The 20392-nt window shown below is 58.5% G+C and carries 19 protein-coding genes; 13 read left to right on the forward strand and 6 right to left on the reverse strand.

Going from position 1 to position 20392, the window contains the following annotated elements; all coding sequences use genetic code 11:
- Positions 1-10 precede the first annotated feature (10 nt).
- The 3 genes from ACN0TA_RS02755 (at position 11) to ACN0TA_RS02765 (ending at position 2992) form a co-directional block, all read left to right on the forward strand.
- Positions 11-1705 carry a pyrroloquinoline quinone-dependent dehydrogenase gene (locus ACN0TA_RS02755; RefSeq protein ID WP_417579570.1) on the forward strand — a complete coding sequence of 565 codons (1695 nt, stop codon included), beginning with the start codon at positions 11-13 and terminating at the stop codon, positions 1703-1705.
- An 80-nt stretch (positions 1706-1785) separates the two neighbouring features.
- Positions 1786-2580, forward strand: a complete 795-nt coding sequence (locus ACN0TA_RS02760) for a substrate-binding periplasmic protein (protein WP_417579572.1) — start codon at positions 1786-1788, stop codon at positions 2578-2580.
- A gap of 88 nt (positions 2581-2668) precedes the next feature.
- Entirely contained in the window at positions 2669-2992 is a 324-nt protein-coding gene (locus ACN0TA_RS02765) for an ArsR/SmtB family transcription factor (protein ID WP_417579574.1), read from the forward strand.
- Between the two features lie 26 nt (positions 2993-3018).
- On the opposite strand, the gene ACN0TA_RS02770 is transcribed toward ACN0TA_RS02765, so the two are convergent.
- The 3 genes from ACN0TA_RS02770 to ACN0TA_RS02780 form a co-directional block, all read right to left on the reverse strand.
- Positions 3019-3480, reverse strand: coding sequence for an Lrp/AsnC ligand binding domain-containing protein (locus ACN0TA_RS02770; protein WP_417579576.1), 462 nt, complete (start codon positions 3478-3480; stop codon positions 3019-3021).
- A 68-nt stretch (positions 3481-3548) separates the two neighbouring features.
- Positions 3549-5384 carry a DNA helicase RecQ gene (recQ, locus tag ACN0TA_RS02775; RefSeq protein ID WP_417579578.1) on the reverse strand — a complete coding sequence of 612 codons (1836 nt, stop codon included), beginning with the start codon at positions 5382-5384 and terminating at the stop codon, positions 3549-3551.
- Between the two features lie 91 nt (positions 5385-5475).
- Positions 5476-5934, reverse strand: coding sequence for a MarR family winged helix-turn-helix transcriptional regulator (locus tag ACN0TA_RS02780; RefSeq protein WP_417579580.1), 459 nt, complete (start codon positions 5932-5934; stop codon positions 5476-5478).
- A 264-nt stretch (positions 5935-6198) separates the two neighbouring features.
- Between ACN0TA_RS02780 and ACN0TA_RS02785 the strand changes: the two genes are divergently transcribed.
- The 3 genes from ACN0TA_RS02785 to ACN0TA_RS02795 are packed head-to-tail and all read left to right on the forward strand — an operon-like array spanning position 6199 to position 9140.
- Positions 6199-6741, forward strand: coding sequence for a TRAP transporter small permease (locus ACN0TA_RS02785; protein WP_417579582.1), 543 nt, complete (start codon positions 6199-6201; stop codon positions 6739-6741).
- Positions 6738-8060: a TRAP transporter large permease gene (locus ACN0TA_RS02790; RefSeq protein WP_417579584.1), complete on the forward strand. Its 1323-nt coding sequence runs from the start codon at positions 6738-6740 to the stop codon at positions 8058-8060. Before ACN0TA_RS02785 ends, ACN0TA_RS02790 begins: the two co-directional genes overlap by 4 nt.
- Positions 8061-8120: 60 nt before the next feature.
- A complete protein-coding gene (locus ACN0TA_RS02795) occupies positions 8121-9140 on the forward strand; it encodes a TRAP transporter substrate-binding protein (protein ID WP_417579586.1) in 1020 nt (339 codons plus the stop codon).
- A 66-nt stretch (positions 9141-9206) separates the two neighbouring features.
- On the opposite strand, the gene ACN0TA_RS02800 is transcribed toward ACN0TA_RS02795, so the two are convergent.
- The 3 genes from ACN0TA_RS02800 to ACN0TA_RS02810 are packed head-to-tail and all read right to left on the reverse strand — an operon-like array spanning position 9207 to position 11568.
- Positions 9207-10067, reverse strand: coding sequence for an SMP-30/gluconolactonase/LRE family protein (locus ACN0TA_RS02800; RefSeq protein ID WP_417579588.1), 861 nt, complete (start codon positions 10065-10067; stop codon positions 9207-9209).
- Positions 10064-10669, reverse strand: coding sequence for a 2-dehydro-3-deoxy-6-phosphogalactonate aldolase (locus ACN0TA_RS02805; protein ID WP_417579590.1), 606 nt, complete (start codon positions 10667-10669; stop codon positions 10064-10066). Before ACN0TA_RS02805 ends, ACN0TA_RS02800 begins: the two co-directional genes overlap by 4 nt.
- The gene (locus ACN0TA_RS02810) at positions 10666-11568 is read right to left on the reverse strand and encodes a 2-dehydro-3-deoxygalactonokinase (protein WP_417579592.1); all 903 of its coding nucleotides are present in this window, start codon (positions 11566-11568) and stop codon (positions 10666-10668) included. Before ACN0TA_RS02810 ends, ACN0TA_RS02805 begins: the two co-directional genes overlap by 4 nt.
- A gap of 303 nt (positions 11569-11871) precedes the next feature.
- Between ACN0TA_RS02810 and ACN0TA_RS02815 the strand changes: the two genes are divergently transcribed.
- From ACN0TA_RS02815 to ACN0TA_RS02845, 7 genes are all read left to right on the forward strand, one after another.
- Complete coding sequence (locus tag ACN0TA_RS02815) at positions 11872-12552, forward strand: FadR/GntR family transcriptional regulator (protein WP_417582031.1); 681 nt, start codon at positions 11872-11874, stop codon at positions 12550-12552.
- Positions 12553-12739: 187 nt separating this feature from the next.
- Positions 12740-13807 carry a multiple monosaccharide ABC transporter substrate-binding protein gene (chvE, locus tag ACN0TA_RS02820; protein WP_417579594.1) on the forward strand — a complete coding sequence of 356 codons (1068 nt, stop codon included), beginning with the start codon at positions 12740-12742 and terminating at the stop codon, positions 13805-13807.
- A 76-nt stretch (positions 13808-13883) separates the two neighbouring features.
- Positions 13884-15416 carry a multiple monosaccharide ABC transporter ATP-binding protein gene (gene mmsA, locus ACN0TA_RS02825; RefSeq protein ID WP_417579596.1) on the forward strand — a complete coding sequence of 511 codons (1533 nt, stop codon included), beginning with the start codon at positions 13884-13886 and terminating at the stop codon, positions 15414-15416.
- A gap of 33 nt (positions 15417-15449) precedes the next feature.
- Complete coding sequence (gene mmsB / locus ACN0TA_RS02830; protein ID WP_417579598.1) at positions 15450-16652, forward strand: multiple monosaccharide ABC transporter permease; 1203 nt, start codon at positions 15450-15452, stop codon at positions 16650-16652.
- 56 nt (positions 16653-16708) lie between these two features.
- A complete protein-coding gene (araD1, locus tag ACN0TA_RS02835) occupies positions 16709-17707 on the forward strand; it encodes an AraD1 family protein (protein WP_417579600.1) in 999 nt (332 codons plus the stop codon).
- A gap of 14 nt (positions 17708-17721) precedes the next feature.
- Entirely contained in the window at positions 17722-19464 is a 1743-nt protein-coding gene (gene araD / locus ACN0TA_RS02840) for an L-arabinonate dehydratase (protein WP_417579602.1), read from the forward strand.
- Positions 19465-20388 carry a Gfo/Idh/MocA family protein gene (locus tag ACN0TA_RS02845; protein ID WP_417579604.1) on the forward strand — a complete coding sequence of 308 codons (924 nt, stop codon included), beginning with the start codon at positions 19465-19467 and terminating at the stop codon, positions 20386-20388.
- Positions 20389-20392: the final 4 nt, after the last annotated feature.

Here is a 20392-nt window from a genome sequence, read left to right on the forward strand (position 1 = left end):
AGAAAAAACAATGAAAATCAAATCGATTGTCAGCGCTGCAGCGCTCGTGGCTGTTCTCGGCACATCCGTCCCGGCCTGGGCGCAGGACGATGCGTTTGCGCCGGTGACCGACGAAATGTTGAGTGCACCAGCCGACGGCGACTGGCTGCTCTGGCGGCGCGCCCTCGATAGCTGGGGCTACTCTCCGCTTGAGGAAATCAACCGCGATACCGTAGCCGATCTGACGCTGGCCTGGGGCTGGTCCATGGAGCCCGGTTGGCAGGAAACAGCGCCCATCGTTTACGACGGCGTAATGTATCTGGCCAATCCCGACGGCATCGCCCAGGCACTCGATGCTGTCACTGGCGACTTGCTCTGGGAGTATCGTCGCGAAATGCCCGAGGGTTTCCGTTCGGGCATGATGAGCCGCGGTCTGGCCATCTATGGCGACAAGGTCTTTTTCGCCACTCCCGATGCCGGACTTGTTGCACTTGATGCCGCAACCGGCCAGGTCGTTTGGGAAACCGATGTCGCAGGCGAAGGCAAGACGGTAACGGCCGCCCCGGTTGTCGCCGATGGCAAGGTCATTGTCGGCTATATGGGCTGTTTTGGTTTTGTTCAGGACAAATGCGGCGTCGCTGCCTTCGATGCCGAAACCGGCGATGAAGCCTGGCGTACAATCACAGTATCGGACGCACCCGAAGGCGAAGATACCTGGGGCGGTATGCCCTATGTTCTGCGCGGCGGCGGCGACATCTGGACTTCCGCGTCCTACGATCCGGAAGCTGACCTTGTCTATATCGGCTCGTCGCAAGCTAAGCCTTGGGCGCGAGCCAGCCGAGGCCAGGATGATGCGTCTCTCTACACGAGCTCGACGCTGGCACTCGATCCCGAGACGGGCGAAATCGAATGGTTCCGCCAGTACATTCCGGGCGAAACCAACGACATGGACGAAGCTTTCGAGCATATCCTTGTCGATATCGACGGTGAACCTTCCTACGTCAACATGGGCAAGCTGGCCATTCTCTGGCGCGGCAACCGTGAGACAGGTGAGCCTTATCCGGCTTTCGATCTCGGCTGGCAGGATCAGATCGACATCACCGAAGAGGGCACGTTTGCCAGCTATCGCGAAGGCAAGATTGCCGAGCTTGGCGAACCGATCACCATGTGCCCGAGCACGACCGGATTCAGAAGCTGGCGCTCGCTGGCCTATAGCCCCCAGACCCGAGCGGTCTATATTCCCATGAGCATCAACTGCGACACCGCCATGGCCTATGGCGAAGTCGAGATGGTTGAGGGCGGCGGTGGCAACGGCCAGGTCGGCAGCACCCGCGCAATCCATCCCGATAGCCCTGACAACATCGGTCGCTTTGTAGCAATGAACATCGATACCGGCGAAGTGCTTTGGGAAAATCCCTCGCGCTCGCCCGCCAACACAGCGATGCTGACCACGGCCGGTGGCCTGGTGTTTGGCGGTGATTGGGATCGTCACATGTACGCCTGGGATGAAGAAACCGGCGAAGTGCTTTGGGAAACCCGTTTGCCCCAGGCAGCGCAGGGGTATCCGATCGCCTACGCAGTCGACGGGAAACAATACATTGCTGTTCCGGTCGGGGTCGGTGGCTATTCCTGGTCTTCGAGTGTTCCCAGCCAGTTGACGCCTGAAATCAAGCGTCCAAGCTCGGGCAATGCTGTGCTTGTTTTCGCACTGCCAGATCGCGATTGACCATATCGCCTAGCAAATCGATGGGTCGGCGCATGCCGGCCCATTTTTCGTTACGGTTCATAATCGAAGCGGAGGGTCGCATGACTGTCATATCGTTAAGGCGCACGATCTGCGCAGCCGGTTTACTGATTGCGCTTCTCTCGGTAACACAGCCGGTGCTGGCCCAGCCCTTTGTTCCTGTCGAAAGCTACAATCGGACACGGCCGGACTTTGGCAACACTTTACCGCTCTGCGTTATCCCCAACAGTCCGACTCTTGAACGCGATAAGGCTGTCGCGACCGAGCTTGCCCAGCTCCTTCTGCTCGACCCGAAAATCGTTGAGATGGACGTCAACATCGATCTTCTCGACAATGAAGGTATCTGGCCTTCCATCCTTGTTCACCTTGCCGAGAAATGTGTAGGTGTCATGGGCGTCCAGATCATCCCCGGGGAGATGACGCCGGATTGGTTGACACTTTCGCGGCCCTATTACGAAGCGCCTTATGTTCTTGTCAGCCGCGATCCACAGCATAATGCCCTGACCGATTTGCCGGCTGGCACGCGCTTGGGGGTGCCGCTCTATACCACTGTGGATGCCGATATCATGCTGGCCATTGCTGCTGGAACCCTCGATGGAGTGCGGCGCCTGCCATACGATCGGGCAGAGCTGATGATGACTTTGATAGATGAGGGGGCGCTTGATGCGGCCATCGTATGGAAGCCACAGCTCGATCGTTTGGCGCTCGATGTCGCCGGTTTCCATGTGCATGACGCCGCACTGGCCCCACTTGAACGCGATAGTCGCGCAATGGCTGTGCTGTTGCGTACTCAGGACCAGATGCTGCGCACAATGCTCGATCAGGCCATCGCAGCGCTGCCGGCCCAAGGCAGTTAAAGGCCCGTCACAATGAACGCGTTATACATCGATGCTCGAATCCGGATATAATGACAGCCCAGTTCCATATTGCCGGTGTAAGTGCACTTTGAACGATAGAGCCAACCCCACGGAAACCGAGATCCTCGTCGTGGCCGAGACCTTCAAGCTGCTCGGTGATCCCACGCGGCTGAAAATTCTGCTCGCCTGCCTCGATCAACCAATGGCGGTTGGCGACATCGCCCGCAAGATCGACGCATCCCAATCGCTCGTCAGCCACCATTTGCGCCTGCTGCGCGCTGCGCGCCTTGTTCGCGGAACGCGACACGCAAAGCACGTTCACTATGAAGCTGACGACCATCATATCCGCCACGTCGTATCCGACATGATCGTTCACGCCTGCGAGCATGATGACCTTGACGCCGCCGACTGAGAGCAATCTAGACTGTTGTGGTTTTCTCAGAGTGGCAGGATGCCGTCGTCCTTGACCTCTTCGATCACCGGGTAGGAGCGGGTTTCGCTCACACCCGGCAGCGATAGCAGGACCTCGCCTAGAAACGTCCTGTAGCGGGCCATGTCGGGGAGCCTTGCCTTGACCAGGTAGTCGAAGCCTCCGGCAACCATGTAGCATTCAAGCACTTCAGGTTGCTTACGCACGGCGGCAGCAAATTTTTCGAAAATGTCCGGCGTCGTTTTATCCAGCGAGACCTCGACGAGAACCAGCAAGCCAAGCCCGATCTGGTCGGCGTCCAGGATGGCCCGGAATCCTTTGATAAAGCCGTGCTTTTGCAGTCGCCGCATCCGGTCACTCATCGATGTCGGCGCCAACCCGACCCGTTGCGCCAGTTCGGCATTGGTGATGCGACCGTCGCGCTGAAGCTCAATGAGAATTCTGCGGTCTATCCTGTCGATATCGGACATCGTACTGATATTTCCTGGTCTACCGGGAAAATTACGCCCCGACTGTATTGCAGTCGGAGAGTCGAAATCTAGTCGGCACTGGTGATCGCGGCAAGAAATGCTGCGCCATAGCGCTCGAGCTTGGCATCACCAACACCAGGCAGGGCGCGCAATTGATCGAGCGTTGCGGGTGTATGCAGCGCCATAGCGCGCAGCGTCGTATCCTGAAACACAACGTAGGGCGGAACGCCCTGCGCCGAGGCGATCTCGCGTCGTTTGCGCCGCAGCCGTTCGAATATGGCTTCGGCCAGGGGGGAAAGGGCTTGGTCGCTGCTCAATGCGCGGTTGGTATCGGATTTCTTGCGCTCGGGATCGCGCCGCAACATGATGGTGCGCTCTCCCCGAAACACCGACCGTGCGCCTGCGTCCAGATACAGCGCGCCATGCGCTTCATGGTTCACATGCACCAGGCCCATTGCCGTCAGCTGCCGCAAGACCGAGCGCCAGGTCTTGACCGAAATGTCCTGCCCAACCCCGAACACCGGCAAATGCTGGTGACGAAATTTTTCAACCTTTTCGGTCGTCTTGCCCATAACCACATCGATCACATGGGCCGCACCAAATCGCTGTCCGGTGCGATAGATCGATGACATCACCTTGTTTGCGGCTTCTGTGCCATCCCAGCTGTCCACCGGGTTGACGCAGGTGTCGCAGTTTCCGCAATTTCCCGGATGCTGTTCACCGAAATGGGCAAGAACGGCCTGCCGCCGGCAACCGGCGGTTTCGCACACGCCGAGCAGTGCGCTCAGCTTGGTATTTTCCAACCGCTTTATGTCGTCAGGTGCGTTGCCCTCGGCGATCATCCGCCGCCGCTGGCTGACATCGGACAGCCCGTAGCACATCCAGGCTTCCGAGCCTTGGCCGTCGCGTCCGGCCCGGCCCGTTTCCTGGTAATAGGCTTCGATCGAAGAGGGCAAATCCATGTGCGCGACGTACCGAACGTCGGGTTTGTCGATGCCCATGCCGAACGCCACTGTCGCCACAAGGCAAACTGCCTCTTCCTTCAAGAACGCATCTTGATTGCGCGCACGCACACTTGCATCCAGGCCGGCATGATAGGGTAGGGCGGGTATGCCCTTGTCGTTTAGAAATTCGGCAATCGCCTCGACCTTGGCACGCGACAGGCAATAGACAATGCCGCTCTGATTGGGGTGGCGAGCTAGAAATTCGAGAAGTTGGCCGCGAGCATTTGCACGCTCGACAATAGAATACCCGATATTGGGCCGATCAAAGCTCGATATGAACAGCTTGGCTTCCTCAAGGCCCAGCCGTTCAATCAGATCGGCGCGTGTCGTGGGGTCCGCGGTCGCGGTCAGTGCTACGCGCGGCACATGGGGAAAGACCTCGCGAAGCTTTGCCAGTTCGCGATACTCGGGCCGAAAATCGTGGCCCCACTGGCTGACGCAATGGGCTTCGTCGATTGCAAACAGCCCGATTTCAAGGCTGGTCAGAAGTTCGAGAAACCCCGCCGCTGCCAATCGCTCAGGGGCGACGTAGAGCAGGTCAAGCGCACCATCGCGCAACGCCTGGCGTACGCTGCGGATTTCGTCTGGCGACAGTGAGGAATTGAGCGCAGCGGCTCTGACGCCGGCTTGCTTAAGGGCTTCGACCTGATCGCGCATCAAGGCGATCAGCGGGGAGATGACAACGCCCACCCCACGCCTGCCGATGGCAGGGATCTGGTAGCATAGTGACTTGCCAGCCCCGGTGGGAAACAGAACGACGGCGTCTCCGCCGCCCATCACGTGCTCGACAACCTCCTGTTGCTGACCACGAAACGCATCCAGTCCGAAAACGGACCGTAGGATATCCAGCCCACCGGTCGGCGCAGCATCGATGGCCGTAGCGTTGGAAAAAAGCGACATGGAAGACAAGGCAGTCCGGCGGTCAGGGAAAATCGATTCGCCGGCGCATTTGACTCTTAACACTGCCCCGGTGCAACCCGCGGCACTGCGATCAGGAGAGCTTGCTCAACAACTCAAGCAGCGTGTCGCGCGCCTTGTTCCCTCCAAGCCGCGCAACGCAGTCGGCCTCGAATTCGTCCTGCACCGCCCGTGCCCTTGCAAGAAAGCGGGTGCCTTCAGCTGTAAGATAAAGCGCATTGGCCCGACGGTCTCCGTCCGCCGTCCGGCGCTCGGTTAGTGCTCGGCCCTCGAGACTGTTGATCAGGGCGACGAAATTGGCGCGCTTGATCCCCAGGATTTCTGCTATCTCGGTTTGCTTGCGACCCGGATTGTCGCCAATCAGCGCCAGTGCGGAATATTCGGCGGGGCGCAGGTCCAGGCTTTCAAACGCCGCGAGAAACCGTTGAAACACGCTCAATTGTGCCCGGCGCAGGCGATAACCGACGATATCTGTGGTCGACCCGGTTTCGAGTATGGCCTGGTCGGGGGCAGACCCCGGAACAGCGGACATGAGCACAACCTTGTTTGTTATGAAGCAGAATTTAATGGCCCTGACGAAAAAGGCAATCGTCACCAGTCGGCACAACAGTCGCGACTTGCCAAAAGTAGTTATGATATATAAACATTAATGCGGAGGATGGCAGGGCCGATGTTCGGATCGTCCTGTCGTTTGTGTGCATAATCCATTGTCCGGTCAAACGGCTGCAGACAAGGGTTGGCATGGCATAAACGAATGATAGAGAGGTATCGTTCGTACGTGCTCGGGAGGATAAGTTTGTTCCAGGATCAATCGCCCTTGGGGCGCTGTGTTTATGGCTTGGCAAAGCTGATGGCACTGGTCGGCGGCGTCGTGCTGATCGGTCTGGTGCTTCTGGTCGTGGTTAGCGTGGCGGGACGCGCATTGATCTGGGCAGGCTTGCGTCCGGTCCGTGGCGATTATGAGCTCGTTGAAGCTGGAATTGGCTTTGCAGTCTTTGCCTTTCTGCCCTGGGCCCATCTTGAGCGCGGACACGCGATCGTCACGATATTGACTGACCGCTTCGGCTCCGCCGCCAATCGTTGGATCCTCGTTGTTACCGACATCATGATGCTAGCTGCCGCCAGCTTTATCACATGGCGCCTCTATGATGGCATGCTCGACAAGTTCCGCTACAATGAGACTACGCTCTTGCTGCGCATGCCGCTCGGCTGGTCTTACAGCGCCGCCCTTGTCGGTGCAGTGATCTTTGTTGTCGTCGCGATCTATGTGCTTGGCCGTTCGATCTCCAATGCTCTGGCCCGTCGTTCTGAAGGACAACTTTCGGGAGCCGATCTGTGAGCAACGTACTTATTGGCCTGCTCTCGTTTCCAGTAATACTGCTGCTCATTTTTCTGCGGGTGCCCATTGGGCTTGCCATGCTGGGCGTCGGTGTTTTCGGCTCGTGGCTTTTGACGGGCACGTTCAACCCGGTCATGGCCCAGTTCAAAAGCCTCACCTATTCAACCTTTGCGTCCTATTCACTCTCTGTAGTGCCGCTGTTCATCCTCATGGGCCAATTTGCGACACTATCGGGCATGTCGGCGGCGCTGTTCAATGCAGCGGCATCGTGGCTCGGTCACCGAAAGGGCGGTGTGGCCATGGCGGCGGTTGGTGCCAGCGCCGGGTTCGGCGCCATCTGCGGCTCTTCGCTTGCCACAGCGGCGACAATGGGCCATGTCGCGCTGCCTGAACTTAAGAAGCATGGATACTCCGGCGCCCTTTCGACCGGCGCGGTTGCTGCCGGCGGTACCCTGGGTATTCTTATTCCGCCCTCAGTCATTCTGGTCATCTTCGCCGTCTTGACCGAGCAAAATATCGCAAAACTGTTCATGGCCGCGTTTGTGCCGGGTATTCTCGCTGCCCTCGGCTATCTCATCGTGGTGGCAATCTATGTTCGGATTAGTCCGGAGTCGGCGGGGGTTCGTGCGCGGGTGCCATATGGCGAACGTTTTCGCGAGCTTGCGACGATCTGGCCGGTCGTCGCGATTTTCGTTCTTGTGATCGGCGGCATCTATACTGGCATTTTCACCCCCACCGAAGCGGCGGCCATCGGTGCCGCGGGCACGGGGCTGGTGGCGCTTGTATCGCGAAGTCTGTCTCGCAAAGGGCTTAAGCAAGCAATTCTGGGCACGGCGTCCTCGACGGCAATGATCTTTCTCATCGTATTGGGGGCCGCCGCGCTCAACGGATTTCTGGCGCTTTCGCAGCTTCCTCAGTTCGCAGCCGGTTGGGTCACAGAGCAGGGGTTCAATCCCTGGCTGGTCATGGCCATCGTGCTGCTGCTCTATCTCGTGCTCGGCTGCGTTATGGATTCTCTGTCGATGATCCTGCTTACAGTTCCGATAATTTTCCCTATGATGTCAGCTCTCGATTTCGGGCTGACCCCTGACGAGTTTGCCATCTGGTTCGGCATTCTGGTTCTGATCGTCGTTGAAGTCGGGTTGATAACGCCTCCGGTCGGGATGAACCTGTTCATCATCAATTCGATGGCCAAGGGGACGCGACTGTCCGATACCTTTCGCGGCGCGCTGCCTTTCGTGGCCAGCGACATCATTCGCACAATCATTCTCGTCGCCTTTCCCCCGATTACTCTGGGGCTGGTCTGGCTTTTGTACTAGCGGGCGGGAATTTTCAGGAGTTCACACGCCACAAGCGTGAAACAAAGGGAGAAGTCCAAAATGAAACTGAAATCCATTCTGCTCGGGGCAATTGCCACCGTCTCGTTTACAGCCGGCGCCATGGCTCAGGATGTGACGCTGCGCGTCCATCAGTTCCTGCCTGCCCAGGCTCCAATTCCCTCTCAGGCGATAACGCCCTGGGCCGAAGCGATCCAGGAGCAGTCCGATGGCCGCATCGCTGTCGAACTCTACCCGGCCATGCAGCTCGGAGGTGCGCCCGACAGCCTGTTCGCGCAGGCTCAGGACGGAGTGGTGGATGTGATCTGGACGGTGCTTGGCTATACGCCGGGCCGCTTTCCCAAGTCTGAAGTCTTCGAACTTCCGTTCCTGATGACCAATGGCGAACAAACCTCTGCAGCGTTCTACAACTACGTCATGGACAATTCGGCCGACGAGTTTGAAAGCGTCCACGTCATTGCGCTGCACACGCACGGTCCTGGACTGTTCCACACCAAGGATCCGATCACCTCGCTAGAAGACCTCCAGGGAATGAAGATCCGTGGCGGTTCGCGCATTATCTCGTCAATGCTTGGCGAACTCGGTGCCGAGCCGATCGGCATGCCTGTGCCCCAGACCACCGAGGCGCTCTCGCGCGGTGTGATCGAAGGCACAACAGTGCCCTGGGAAGTGACGCCCTCGCTTCGTATTGCCGAACTGGTCACCAACCACACAGGCTTTTCCGGTGAAAACGGTCTCTACACCCAAACTTTTGGCTTCGTTATGAACCGGGGTACCTATGAGGGCCTGCCCGAAGATCTCAAGGCTGTGATTGATGCCAATTCCGGCCTCGAAACCTCGATGATGTTTGGCCGCGTCATGGACGAAGCCGACCTTGTTGGTCTCAAGATCGCACAGGATGCCGGCAATTCGATAGTTACGCTCGACGAAGCGGAAACCGAGCGCTGGAAGGAAGCTTCCCAGTCCACCATCGACCAGTGGTTCGCCGATATGGATGCAATCGGAATTGACGGCGAAGCGCTTTACGCTGCTGCGCAGGAAGCGGTTGCTGCCGAACAGTAAGTATCGATGTATCGCATAAAAAAGGGGCGCTTTTGGCGCCCCTTTTCTTTTGGTCCGAATGTCCGGTCAGACAATCACTGCAGGCTCACTCTGCCCGCGACCAACACCTTCGGCAAAGAATACATTGCCCGATTCCGGGTGTTCGGCCAGCGCCTCTGCATCCAGCCCCTCGCGGGCCGTTGTGCAATAGAGCGTGGTCAAATCCGCGCCGCCGAACGCTGGGCACGATGCGTGTGGAGCGCCGACCGCAACCGATTTGAGCAAGGTGCCGGACGGGTCGTAAACGGCAACCCGAGAAGCGCCCCATTGCGCTAGCCACATATTGCCCTCGGTATCGATAATCGCACCATCGGGGTTGAGCCCGTCCGTGCTCAGATCAAGATAGATTTCAGGCTCGCCAACCGGCGCGCCTGTCTCGCTGTCGAGGTCGACGCGCTTGACCAGTGCGCGGTCGGTGTCGGCGAAATATCCGTGGCGCCGGTCAGGCGTAAAGCAGATGGAATTGGGTATGGTGATCGACGAAAACAGCTTGGTCACGTCGCCACGATAGTAACGATAGATGGCGCCCGCATCTTTTTCGGCCTTTTTTCCCATTGATGAGAACCAGAACCCGCCCCAGGGATCGGCACGTCCGTCATTGGTCCTCAAGCCCTCGCCAATATCGATTTTTGCGACGATCTCGCGGCTGCGGGTTTCAAGATTAAGCTTGATCAAAGCGGTTTCGCTCGACACCAGAAGCGTGTCGCGATCGATCCATCCGGCTGCCGATACCATGTCATCAAACGTCCAGGCACCAGTATCGCCGCCCTTTCGGGTCAGAAGCGTGCGACCGATGATGTCGAACCAGAAAAGCTGCTGGCGCTCGGGATGCCAAAGCGGACCCTCTCCAAGAAAACACAGCCGATCGTCGAAAATATGAGCGCTCATGACATGACCTCGTCATAGGCCGAGACAAGCTTGCGGGCGCGGGCCGCCACTTCGCTTGCAGCAAGGCCGGGTGTGTAAAGTGCGGTACCGATGCCGAACCCGTCGGCGCCGGCAGCCCGCCATTGCCCGAAATTGTCCGGGCCTGCGCCTCCCACTGCATAAACCGGAACCGATGCGGGAAGCACTGCCTTGAGCGCCGCCATCCCGTTTGGTCCCATGATCGAAGCAGGAAAAATCTTCAGCCCGTCGGCTCCGGCCTTGAGCGCCGCGAAGCCCTCGGTGGCGGTAAAAACGCCGGGGAACGACTGCAAGCCTGCTGCCTTTGTGGCGCCGATCACCTCGGCATCGCAATTGGGAGAAACGATAAGCTTGCCGCCGGCCTGAACCACGTTTGCAACGTCATGCGTGCTCAACACAGTTCCCGCGCCGATCAACGCGTCATTGCCAAATGCGCTCGCCATCCTTTCAATGCTCTCGAGCGGTTGGGGCGAATTGAGCGGCACTTCGATTGCAGTGATCCCTGCTTCGATCAGGGCCGCGGTCACCGCCAGCGCTTCATCGGGCTTCAGCCCGCGCAGGATGGCAATAAGGTTGCGGGTCATCGTGCGTCCTCCATGGCCGAGCGGGCGGCGCACAGCCCGGCCAGCGTCATTTCGTGTGTGTCGTACTGGTGTGCAGAAATGCCGGCCAGTTCCAATGCGCTCTGGTATAGCGCGCTCAATCCCGATGCGCCAATCAGTGCAACAGATTTGCCTGTCCAGAATTCGCGCGTCCCCGCCAGTTCCGCCCCGATCAATAGCCCTGACAAGCGGGCTTTTGACATTTGTGGTGATGTGCCATCGAGCAGGCTGGCGGCGCGAATGGAAAAGAGCTTTGTCACGAGATCCGGTGTCTCCAGGCCCTCGCGGACACCGCCGGAAAATGCGTCAGCATCCCAATCGCTTGTCGCAACGCTATGACGCAGGACTGACTTTTCGGCGAGCAAAGCAAAAACTTCCCCGGTCATTGCCGTGCGAAAACGCTCGATCTTGCCGCCGGCGATCTCGACCCATTTGCTATGTGTTCCCGGCAAGCAAACGACGGAGTGGTTACCCTGGCTGGTCATGTATCCGGCAATCTGGGTTTCCTCGCCGCGCATCACATCGGGTGGCGTCGCCTGGCTGACTCCTGGCAGGATGAAGACGGCGATGCGCTTGTCCTTCACGGGAGCGCGCGTCGGTTGAGCGGCGATCGGCTGGGTCGGCGTTGGCGCATATGCAGCTTCCATCCAGCCCTGCCGTGCGCCCACCATCCCACATGCAAAGACCGGTATGACGGCGTTTGGATCGAGCCATTCGGCGATGATTTCAAGCAGGGCGGGTTCGAACTCGGACGGGGCGAGCTGGCCCATGCCCTTGGAACCTTTCTCATGCGCCAAAATCGCGTTGTCGGGCCCCATGGCCCAAGCGCGCATGTTCGAGGTGCCCCAGTCGACGGCGATCCAGTCGGCAGTCGTGCTCATATGTCCTTCCAAATCTTCCAGATGGCCAATTGCTTCATGGATTGATTCTTTCCTAAAAGGGACTGTGCATCGCGTCTTTGGGGCATCGATGCCTGCAAGTGATCAATTATCTTATTATATTTTTATTTTGACAATCCATCACCGCTTTTGTCATGTTCGGCCTACGCCGTGTTTTGCCCGGCGTTTTACTGGAGATGCAGCGGCATGGCGGGAACTATCGATGATCGGGAAGGTGCGGGGTCCGTAGCCGCGCACACACCCGGACCCGCACGGCGCAAGCCGCACAATTTCCATGCCCATGTCATGTACACGCTCGGCACGGCAATTGTTGGTGGAACCTATAATGAAGGCCAGATCCTGCCGGGGGACAGCGATCTGATCGATCAGTTCGGTGTGTCCCGCACTGTGCTGCGTGAAGCGCTCAAGACGCTTTCGGCCAAAGGCCTCGTGGAGGCGCGAGCCCGTGTCGGCACTCGGGTCTTGCCCAGAGCCCGCTGGAACATGTTCGACTCCGACGTGCTGCTCTGGCATCTGGATTCGGGAATCTCGTTTGATTTCATAGCCTCGCTCGCTGAAATCCGCATGGCTGTTGAGCCGGATGCTGCCGCGCTGGCTGCCGAACGGCGCTCGGTTGCCCAGGCCAACGAACTAATGGGCTGGTTGCGGGGCATGGAAACAAAGGGCCTGACGGCCGAAGAATTCGCCCGCAACGATGTTGGGTTTCATCAGGTCGTGGCAGCAGCCTCGGGCAATCCTTTCATGGTGTCACTCTCCAGCGTCGTGGAAATCGCTCTGATGGCTTCGTTCACAATATCCTCGCCCGTTGAGGATGGCGTAGCCTTCGATAAGGCGGTGCGGCTGCATCGCAATATCGCCGAAGCAATAATGGCAAAAGATCCTGAAATGGCCCGTGTGGCAATGCGCCAGGCCATTCAGTCGGGCGTCGATCGCGCGACGACCACGCTGGGCAGCACCCAGGGCTGATCAGCGACATTTTGCTCTTGCTGCACATATGGGTGTGGCGAGGTGTTGGAAAAGCGCGTCGGGCCAAAACTCAGACTTTACAAATAATCATACTATATGCAAATGTGGAGGATCGCTGCGCCAAACGCGTGGCACGGGAGGTCGCTACGACGAGAGGCGTCGGGCGAAACTGACAGGGAGAAACTTCATGAAATCGATTTTGGCAGGGCTGGGCGCCCTGGTGATGACCTCTGCGCTTTCGGCGATGCCTGCAATCGCGCAGGATGCCGGCTCGGTGGGGATTTCCATGCCCACCCAATCGTCTGCCCGCTGGATCTCGGACGGCAATTCCATGGTGGAGCTTTTCGAGGCTGCCGGTTACCAGACCGATCTGCAATACGCGGAAGACGACATTCCCAATCAGCTTGCCCAGATCGAGAACATGATCGTACGCGGCGTTGACGTCCTGGTGATCGCATCGATCGACGGGACCACATTGAGCACGGCGCTTGAAAATGCGGCTGCCGCCGGCATTCACGTCATCGCCTATGACCGGCTGATCCGTGGTTCGGAAAATGTCGATTACTACGCGACCTTCGACAATTTCAAGGTTGGCGTGCAGCAGGCTCAGTCGCTCGTTGACGGGCTTGAAGCCTCCGATCGCGAAGCGCCATACAATATTGAATTGTTCGGCGGTTCCCCCGACGATAACAACGCCTATTTCTTCTATGATGGCGCCATGAGCGTCCTCCAGCCACTGATCGACGATGGCACGCTCGTCATCAAATCTGGCCAGACGGGCATGGATACAGTCGGCACCCTGCGCTGGGACGGCTCGGTTGCTCAGGCGCGCATGGACAACCTTCTGTCGGCCCATTACACCGATGACACTGTCGATGCGGTGCTCTCGCCCTATGACGGGCTGTCGATCGGCATCATCTCATCGCTGCGCGGCGTGGGCTATGGCTCGGGTGACATGGCGATGCCGATCATCTCCGGCCAGGATGCTGAAATTCCTTCGGTCAAGGCCATCATGGCAGGCGATCAGTATTCGACGATCTTCAAGGATACGCGTGAGCTCGCGCGTGTGACAGTGGGCATGGTTGAAGCGTTGATCAACGATGCTGAACCCGAGATCAATGACACCGAGACTTACGATAACGGCGTCAAAGTGGTCCCATCCTACCTGCTCGAGCCGGTGCTGGTCACCGCTGACAATCTTGAACAGGTTCTTGTGGGTTCGGGCTATTATACCCAAGACCAGGTCGCCAACTAATCAGTCTCCAAAGCCCGTACGGTGGGGTGCTTGAAGCGCCTCGCCGTGCGCCCTTGGAACTGAGAGCGGGAACGCCATGACGTCCATTCTCGAAATGCGCGGCATTACAAAGAGCTTTCCGGGCGTCAATGCGCTCGAGAACGTCAACCTCGTGGTCGAGCAGGGCGAAATTCACGCGCTGGTCGGCGAGAACGGCGCCGGAAAGTCGACCCTCATGAAAGTGCTGTCGGGCGTCTATCCCGCTGGCGATTATGACGGGCAGATCTTTTTCGAAGGCGAGGAGCGCCATTTTTATTCAATCGCCGAAAGCGAAAAATGCGGCATTGTCATCATCCATCAGGAGCTGGCTCTGGTCCCGCTGCTCTCGATTGCCGAGAATATCTTTCTGGGCAATGAGCGCGCCAACAACGGGGTCATCGACTGGTCGGAAACCTACCGGCGCACTGAAGACCTGTTGCAGCGCGTGTCGTTGAAAGAATCCCCGCGCACCAAGATCACCCATCTGGGGCTAGGCAAACAGCAACTTGTCGAAATTGCCAAGGCGCTGTCCAAGGAGGTCAAGCTTCTCATCCTCGATGAGCCGACTTCCTCGCTCAATGAAACCGACAGTCAGGCGTTGCTCAAACTGTTGGTCGAACTCAAGGAAAGAGGCATCTCCTCGATCCTGATTTCTCACAAGCTCAACGAGATTTCCCAGGTCGCCGACCGCATCACGGTTCTGCGCGACGGCCATACTGTCTCCACCCTCGATTGCCAGACAGCTGAAATTTCGGAAGCCGATATCGTGCGCGACATGGTCGGTCGTTCGCTCACCGACCGCTTTCCGCCGCGTGATCCCAAGATCGGTGACGTGTTGTTCGAGGTGAAAAACTGGACGGCGCACCACCCAATCCATGCTGAGCGCAAGGTTGTGGACGATGTCAGCTTTTCAGTTCGCGCGGGCGAGGTCGTGGGCATTGCGGGCCTGATGGGCGCCGGGCGCACCGAATTGGCCATGAGCCTGTTTGGCAGGTCGTATGGCGACAGGATTTCCGGTCAGGTGCTGTTGCGCGGCCAGCCGGTCGATACCTCCTCGGTCCCAAAATCCATTGCAAACGGTATTTGCTACGCCACCGAAGACCGCAAGACGTACGGGCTCGTGCTCGATCAGCCGATCCGCGACAATGTTCCCTTGGCCAATCTCAATGGCATCGCCAACGGTATTGTCGTCGACAATCAAAAGGAGCGCGAGGTCGCCGAGCGCTACCGCCAGCTGATGGCGATCAAAAGCTCGGGGATCAGCCAGAAAACCGTCAACCTCTCAGGCGGTAACCAGCAAAAGGTCGTGCTCTCGAAATGGCTCTATGCCGGCCCGGATGTCTTGATACTCGACGAGCCGACCCGTGGCATCGATGTGGGGGCCAAATATGAGATCTATTCGATCATCAATGACCTGGCGAGCCAGGGCAAGGCAATCGTGCTGATCTCATCGGAAATGCCTGAACTGCTGGGCACATGCGACAGGATCTACGTCATGAATGCCGGTCGGTTCGTCGGTGAATTGCCGATTGCCCAAGCCAGCCAGGAAAAGATCATGTCGATGATCTTAAAGACGGGAAAAGCTGCATGACCGCCTCAATCCCTGCACCAACGGAACGCCGCAATGACTGACCTTACCCAATCCTCGTCCGCAACCGGCGGCCAGTCGGTATTTCTGGGCTATTTGAAAACCCATCTGCGTGAATATGGTATTCTGTTCGCGCTGATTGCCATCGTCGTGTTTTTCCAGATCTCCACAGATGGCATTCTCCTGCGTCCGGCAAATGTCACCAATCTGGTGCTTCAGAACTCCTACATCGTCATCATGGCCGTGGGTATGCTGCTGGTCATCGTGTGCGGGCATATCGATCTTTCCGTCGGCTCGGTCATGGGCTTCGTGGGCGCGCTCGCTGCCGTTCTCATGGTGCAGTTCGGTCTCCATTTCGTGCCCGCTGCGCTGATCTGCCTTGCCGTCGGCGCCGCCATCGGTGCGGTGCAGGGCTATTGGATTGCCTATTGGAAGATCCCCAGCTTCATAGTCACCCTGGCTGGAATGCTGGTGTTCAAGGGCCTTATGATGGTGCTGCTCAAGGGCCAGTCCATTGGCCCGTTCCCGGATTCCTTCCGCCTTATAGCATCGGGCTTTATCCCCGATATCTTCTCGATCGAGGGCATCCATATGCTCTCGATGATCCTGGGGGTGGCCGCCGCGGGGATCCTCGTTCTGCTCTCCATCCGCGCACGCGCCAAAGAGGCAAAGCACGGCACACCCGATGAGCCGTTCGCGTTTTTCACCGGGCGTAATATCCTTGTCGCGGGCGCCGTGATCTATCTTGTCTATCTGCTGGCCACGTCGCGTGGTCTGCCCAACGTCTTCATCATCATGGCTGTGCTGATTGCCGGATACAGCTTCGTATCCAAGCAAACCACAATAGGCCGCCGCGTTTATGCCGTTGGCGGAAACCAGAAGGCGGCCAAGCTCTCGGGCATCAATTCCGAGCGGCTGACATTCATGGTCTTTGCCAATATGGGCATGTTGGCGGCGCTGGCCGGACTGGTGTTTGCGGCAAGGCTCAACATGGCTACGCCAAAGGCCGGCGAAACGTTCGAACTCGATGTCATCGCAGCCGTCTTTATCGGTGGCGCTTCGATGGCCGGTGGCGTCGGTACCATCGTCGGGGCGGTCATCGGCGCCTTCATCATGGGCGTGATGAACAATGGCATGTCGATCATGGGCATCGGCATCGACTGGCAGCAGATGATCAAGGGTCTTGTCCTGCTCGCCGCTGTGATTTTCGACGTCTACAACAAGAACAAGGCCGCCTGAATACCGCCGGCGCGCCACCTGCGCGCCGGCCCGTCCTCTTCACGGAGTTATATAAAGTGTTGCTCTCCCAGATAATCGATTCCAGCGGTTCCCAACGCGTCGTTGCCCGCCAGGGCGAAACGGCAAATATTGTCAACGGCGCCGATTCTGTTCTTGGCCTCGCCAAGCGCGCAATTGCCAGGGATATGACCATTGCCGCGCTTATCGCCGAACAGGGATTGGGCGACAGCGTCGATTTGGAAACGGCCTATGCCGAAAATCGCGTGCTGGCTCCCATCACGCTCGATGACCCTGCGCGCCTGCACCTCACAGGCACGGGGCTGACGCATCTTGGTTCGGCCTCCACCCGCAATGCAATGCACCAGAAGGCCGGCGCTGAAGAGAACGCTACGGATTCCATGAAGATGTTTCGTCTTGGCGTTGAGGGCGGCAAGCCTTTGGCCGGCAAGACCGGCGTGCAGCCCGAATGGTTCTACAAGGGCAATGGTCATGCCCTGGTGGCGCCGGGCAAACCCATCACCTCGCCCGGCTTCGCGCTCGATGCGGGTGAGGAGCCCGAGATCGCCGGCATCTACATCGTCTCTTATGAAGGTGTGCCGCACCGCATCGGTTTCGCGCTGGCCAACGAGTTTTCAGACCACGTCACCGAACGTCAGAACTACCTCTACCTGGCCCATTCCAAACTGCGTCCGGCCTCTATCGGTCCTGAAATCCTGCTCGGCGAACTGCCCGGACATATCGAAGGCATGTCGCGTGTCGTGCGCGACGGGGCTGTACTCTGGGAAAAGCCGTTCGTCTCAGGAGAGGCCAATATGAGCCACACCCTGGCAAATCTCGAGCATCATCACTTCAAGTACGAGATCTTCCGCAAGCCTGGCGACGTGCATGTCCATATGTTCGGCACAGCGACATTAAGCTTTGCCGACGGCGTGCGGACCCAGCAGGGTGACATTTTCGAAATCGAATCCGCCTCTTTCGGCTTGCCGCTCAAAAATCCCCTGACCATCGACACAACACGCTCCGCGGACGCACCTGTCGTCGTCAGAGCGCTTTAGGGAAGGGTAGGGCAATGGCATTCGAGAAGGCTCAATGGCCGCGCAAGCTCCGCTCCCAGGAGTGGTATGGCGGTACATCGCGCGACACCATTTATCACAGGGGCTGGCTCAAAAATCAGGGCTATCCGCACGATCTGTTCGACGGTCGGCCGGTCATCGGCATCCTCAACACATGGTCCGATCTGACCCCGTGCAACGGGCATTTGCGCGAACTGGCCGAAAAGGTGAAGGCAGGAGTCTGGGAGGCCGGTGGGTTCCCGCTTGAAGTGCCGGTGTTCTCGGCATCGGAAAACACGTTTCGCCCTACGGCCATGATGTATCGCAACCTCGCGGCCATGGCGGTCGAAGAGGTGATGCGCGGCCAGCCTATCGATGGCGCAGTGCTGCTTGTCGGGTGCGACAAGACAACACCATCGCTGCTGATGGGCGCCGCTTCGACCGATATCCCATCGATCGTGGTCACCGGTGGTCCGATGCTCAACGGCTGGTTCCGTGGAGAGCGGGTCGGTTCGGGCACTGCGTTGTGGCAGATGAGCGAGGCGATCAAGGCCGGAGAAATGAGCCAGGAGGAGTTTCTTGACGCCGAACAGGCAATGAGCCGTTCCTCGGGCACCTGCAACACAATGGGCACAGCCTCGACAATGGCCTCGATGGCCGAGGCGCTCGGCATGGCGCTATCGGGCAATGCTGCAATTCCCGCTGTGGATAGCCGCCGCCGCGTCATGGCCCAACTGACCGGGCGCCGCATTGTCGATATGGTCAAGGATGACCTCAAGCCTTCCGACATCATGACTCGTCAGGCGTTTGAAAACGCGATTATGACCAACGGCGCCATCGGTGGTTCGACAAACGCCGTCGTTCACCTTCTGGCGCTTGCCGGTCGCGTTGGCGTTGATGTCGGCCTCCAAGACTGGGACCGGCTCGGTCGCGACATTCCCACAATCGTCAACCTCATGCCCTCAGGCAAATACCTGATGGAAGAGTTCTTCTATGCCGGCGGTTTGCCCGTTGTCCTCAAATCGCTTCTCGATGGGCAAAAGCTCCACGGCGATGCGCTTACGGTTTCGGGCCGCACTGTGGCCGAAGAAATTGAGGGCGCGCGAAACTGGAACGAAGACGTCATCCGTCCGGTCGATAAGGCATTGACCAGCCAGGGTGGTATTGCCGTCCTCAAGGGCAACCTTGCCCCCAATGGCTGCGTACTCAAGCCTTCAGCCGCCAGTCCGCACCTGATGGTGCATACGGGCCGCGCCGTGGTTTTCGAGGACATCGATGACTACAAGACAAAGATCAACGACGAAGCTCTCGATATCGATGAGAACTGTGTCATGGTGCTTAAAAACTGCGGCCCCAAAGGCTATCCCGGTATGGCCGAGGTCGGCAATATGGGGCTGCCGCCCAAAGTGCTGCGCAAGGGCATCAAGGACATGGTGCGGATTTCCGATGCCCGCATGTCAGGCACCGCCTACGGCACTGTAATCTTGCACACCTCGCCCGAAGCGGCGGTGGGTGGTCCGCTCGCCGCCGTTCGCAATGGCGATATGATCTCCATCGATGTGCCCAATCGGACAATTCATCTTGATGTGCCTGATGCCGAGATTGCGGCGCGATTGGCCGGATGGACCCCATTGCCCGACCAACCGCAATCGGGGTACGCCAAGATGTTTCTCGATCATGTCGATCAGGCCCACACTGGCGCCGATTTCGATTTTCTCAAGGGCTCGCGTGGCAGCGATGTCGGCAAGGACTCTCATTAGATGACTCACAGGATCGCCATCGTCGGACTGGGCAAGATTGCCCGCGACCAGCACCTGCCCTCAATCGCCAAGAACGCTGAGTTCGAGCTTGCTGCGATCGTGTCGCGCAATGCAGAACTCGATGGTCTCGACCATTTTACCACCCTTGATGAAATGCTCTCCGCGCGTCCAGATATCGACACTGTTGCGCTATGCACGCCCCCCCAGGTGCGCCGCCAATACGCCGAAGCGGCAATTCGGGCGGGGCGCCATGTGTTGCTCGAAAAGCCACCCGGCGCGACAGTTGCAGAAGTCGACTGGCTCCGGAAACTGGCGGCCGAACATGGCGTGACGCTATTTGCGACATGGCATTCGCGTTACGCCCACGGCGTCGAAGCAGCGCGTGCCTGGCTGGTCGATAAGGCGATCACGCGGGTCGATATCGTCTGGCGCGAAGATGTACGCCGCTGGCATCCCGGTCAGGATTGGATATGGATACCCGGCGGCATGGGCGTTTTCGATCCTGGTATCAACGCGCTTTCAATTTTGACCCACATCCTGCCAGCGCCCGTTTTGGTCACCGGCGCGACCCTTGAAGTGCCGGAAAATCGTCAGACGCCTATAGCGGCAAAAATTGATTTTCTGTCGATCACCGGCCATCCCGTCACAGCCGATTTCGACTGGCGGCAGGAAGGGCCCCAAACCTGGGATATCACTGTGCGGACCGATGCAGGCTTGCTTGAGCTCTCAAGTGGCGGCTCGGTGCTCGCAATCGCAGGCGAAACCGCATTGTCCGGCGACGATACCGAGTATGATGGGATTTACGCGCAGTTCGCACGCTTGTTGTCCGAGAACAAGAGCGATGTCGATGCATCGCCGCTGCAATTGGTCGCCGATGCTTATATGCTTGGCGACATTCGCAAGGTTGAAGCCTTTATCGAATAGGCAA

The organism is Pelagibacterium sp., assembly GCF_048264985.1.
GTDB lineage: Bacteria > Pseudomonadota > Alphaproteobacteria > Rhizobiales > Devosiaceae > Pelagibacterium.

Excerpts from the sequence above, each read along its gene's own strand:
- recQ (WP_417579578.1), bottom strand. The coding sequence starts at position 5,384 with ATGTCGCTTTTTTCCAACGCTACGGCCATCGATGCTGCGCCGACCGGT.
- ACN0TA_RS02815 (WP_417582031.1), top strand. The coding sequence starts at position 11,872 with ATGTACACGCTCGGCACGGCAATTGTTGGTGGAACCTATAATGAAGGC.
- ACN0TA_RS02770 (WP_417579576.1), bottom strand. The coding sequence starts at position 3,480 with ATGTCCGATATCGACAGGATAGACCGCAGAATTCTCATTGAGCTTCAG.
- ACN0TA_RS02780 (WP_417579580.1), bottom strand. The coding sequence starts at position 5,934 with ATGTCCGCTGTTCCGGGGTCTGCCCCCGACCAGGCCATACTCGAAACC.
- araD (WP_417579602.1), top strand. The coding sequence starts at position 17,722 with ATGGCATTCGAGAAGGCTCAATGGCCGCGCAAGCTCCGCTCCCAGGAG.
- ACN0TA_RS02805 (WP_417579590.1), bottom strand. The coding sequence starts at position 10,669 with ATGACCCGCAACCTTATTGCCATCCTGCGCGGGCTGAAGCCCGATGAA.
- ACN0TA_RS02755 (WP_417579570.1), top strand. The coding sequence starts at position 11 with ATGAAAATCAAATCGATTGTCAGCGCTGCAGCGCTCGTGGCTGTTCTC.
- ACN0TA_RS02795 (WP_417579586.1), top strand. The coding sequence starts at position 8,121 with ATGAAACTGAAATCCATTCTGCTCGGGGCAATTGCCACCGTCTCGTTT.
- ACN0TA_RS02760 (WP_417579572.1), top strand. The coding sequence starts at position 1,786 with ATGACTGTCATATCGTTAAGGCGCACGATCTGCGCAGCCGGTTTACTG.
- chvE (WP_417579594.1), top strand. The coding sequence starts at position 12,740 with ATGAAATCGATTTTGGCAGGGCTGGGCGCCCTGGTGATGACCTCTGCG.
- ACN0TA_RS02810 (WP_417579592.1), bottom strand. The coding sequence starts at position 11,568 with ATGAGCACGACTGCCGACTGGATCGCCGTCGACTGGGGCACCTCGAAC.
- ACN0TA_RS02800 (WP_417579588.1), bottom strand. The coding sequence starts at position 10,067 with ATGAGCGCTCATATTTTCGACGATCGGCTGTGTTTTCTTGGAGAGGGT.
- mmsA (WP_417579596.1), top strand. The coding sequence starts at position 13,884 with ATGACGTCCATTCTCGAAATGCGCGGCATTACAAAGAGCTTTCCGGGC.
- mmsB (WP_417579598.1), top strand. The coding sequence starts at position 15,450 with ATGACTGACCTTACCCAATCCTCGTCCGCAACCGGCGGCCAGTCGGTA.
- ACN0TA_RS02845 (WP_417579604.1), top strand. The coding sequence starts at position 19,465 with ATGACTCACAGGATCGCCATCGTCGGACTGGGCAAGATTGCCCGCGAC.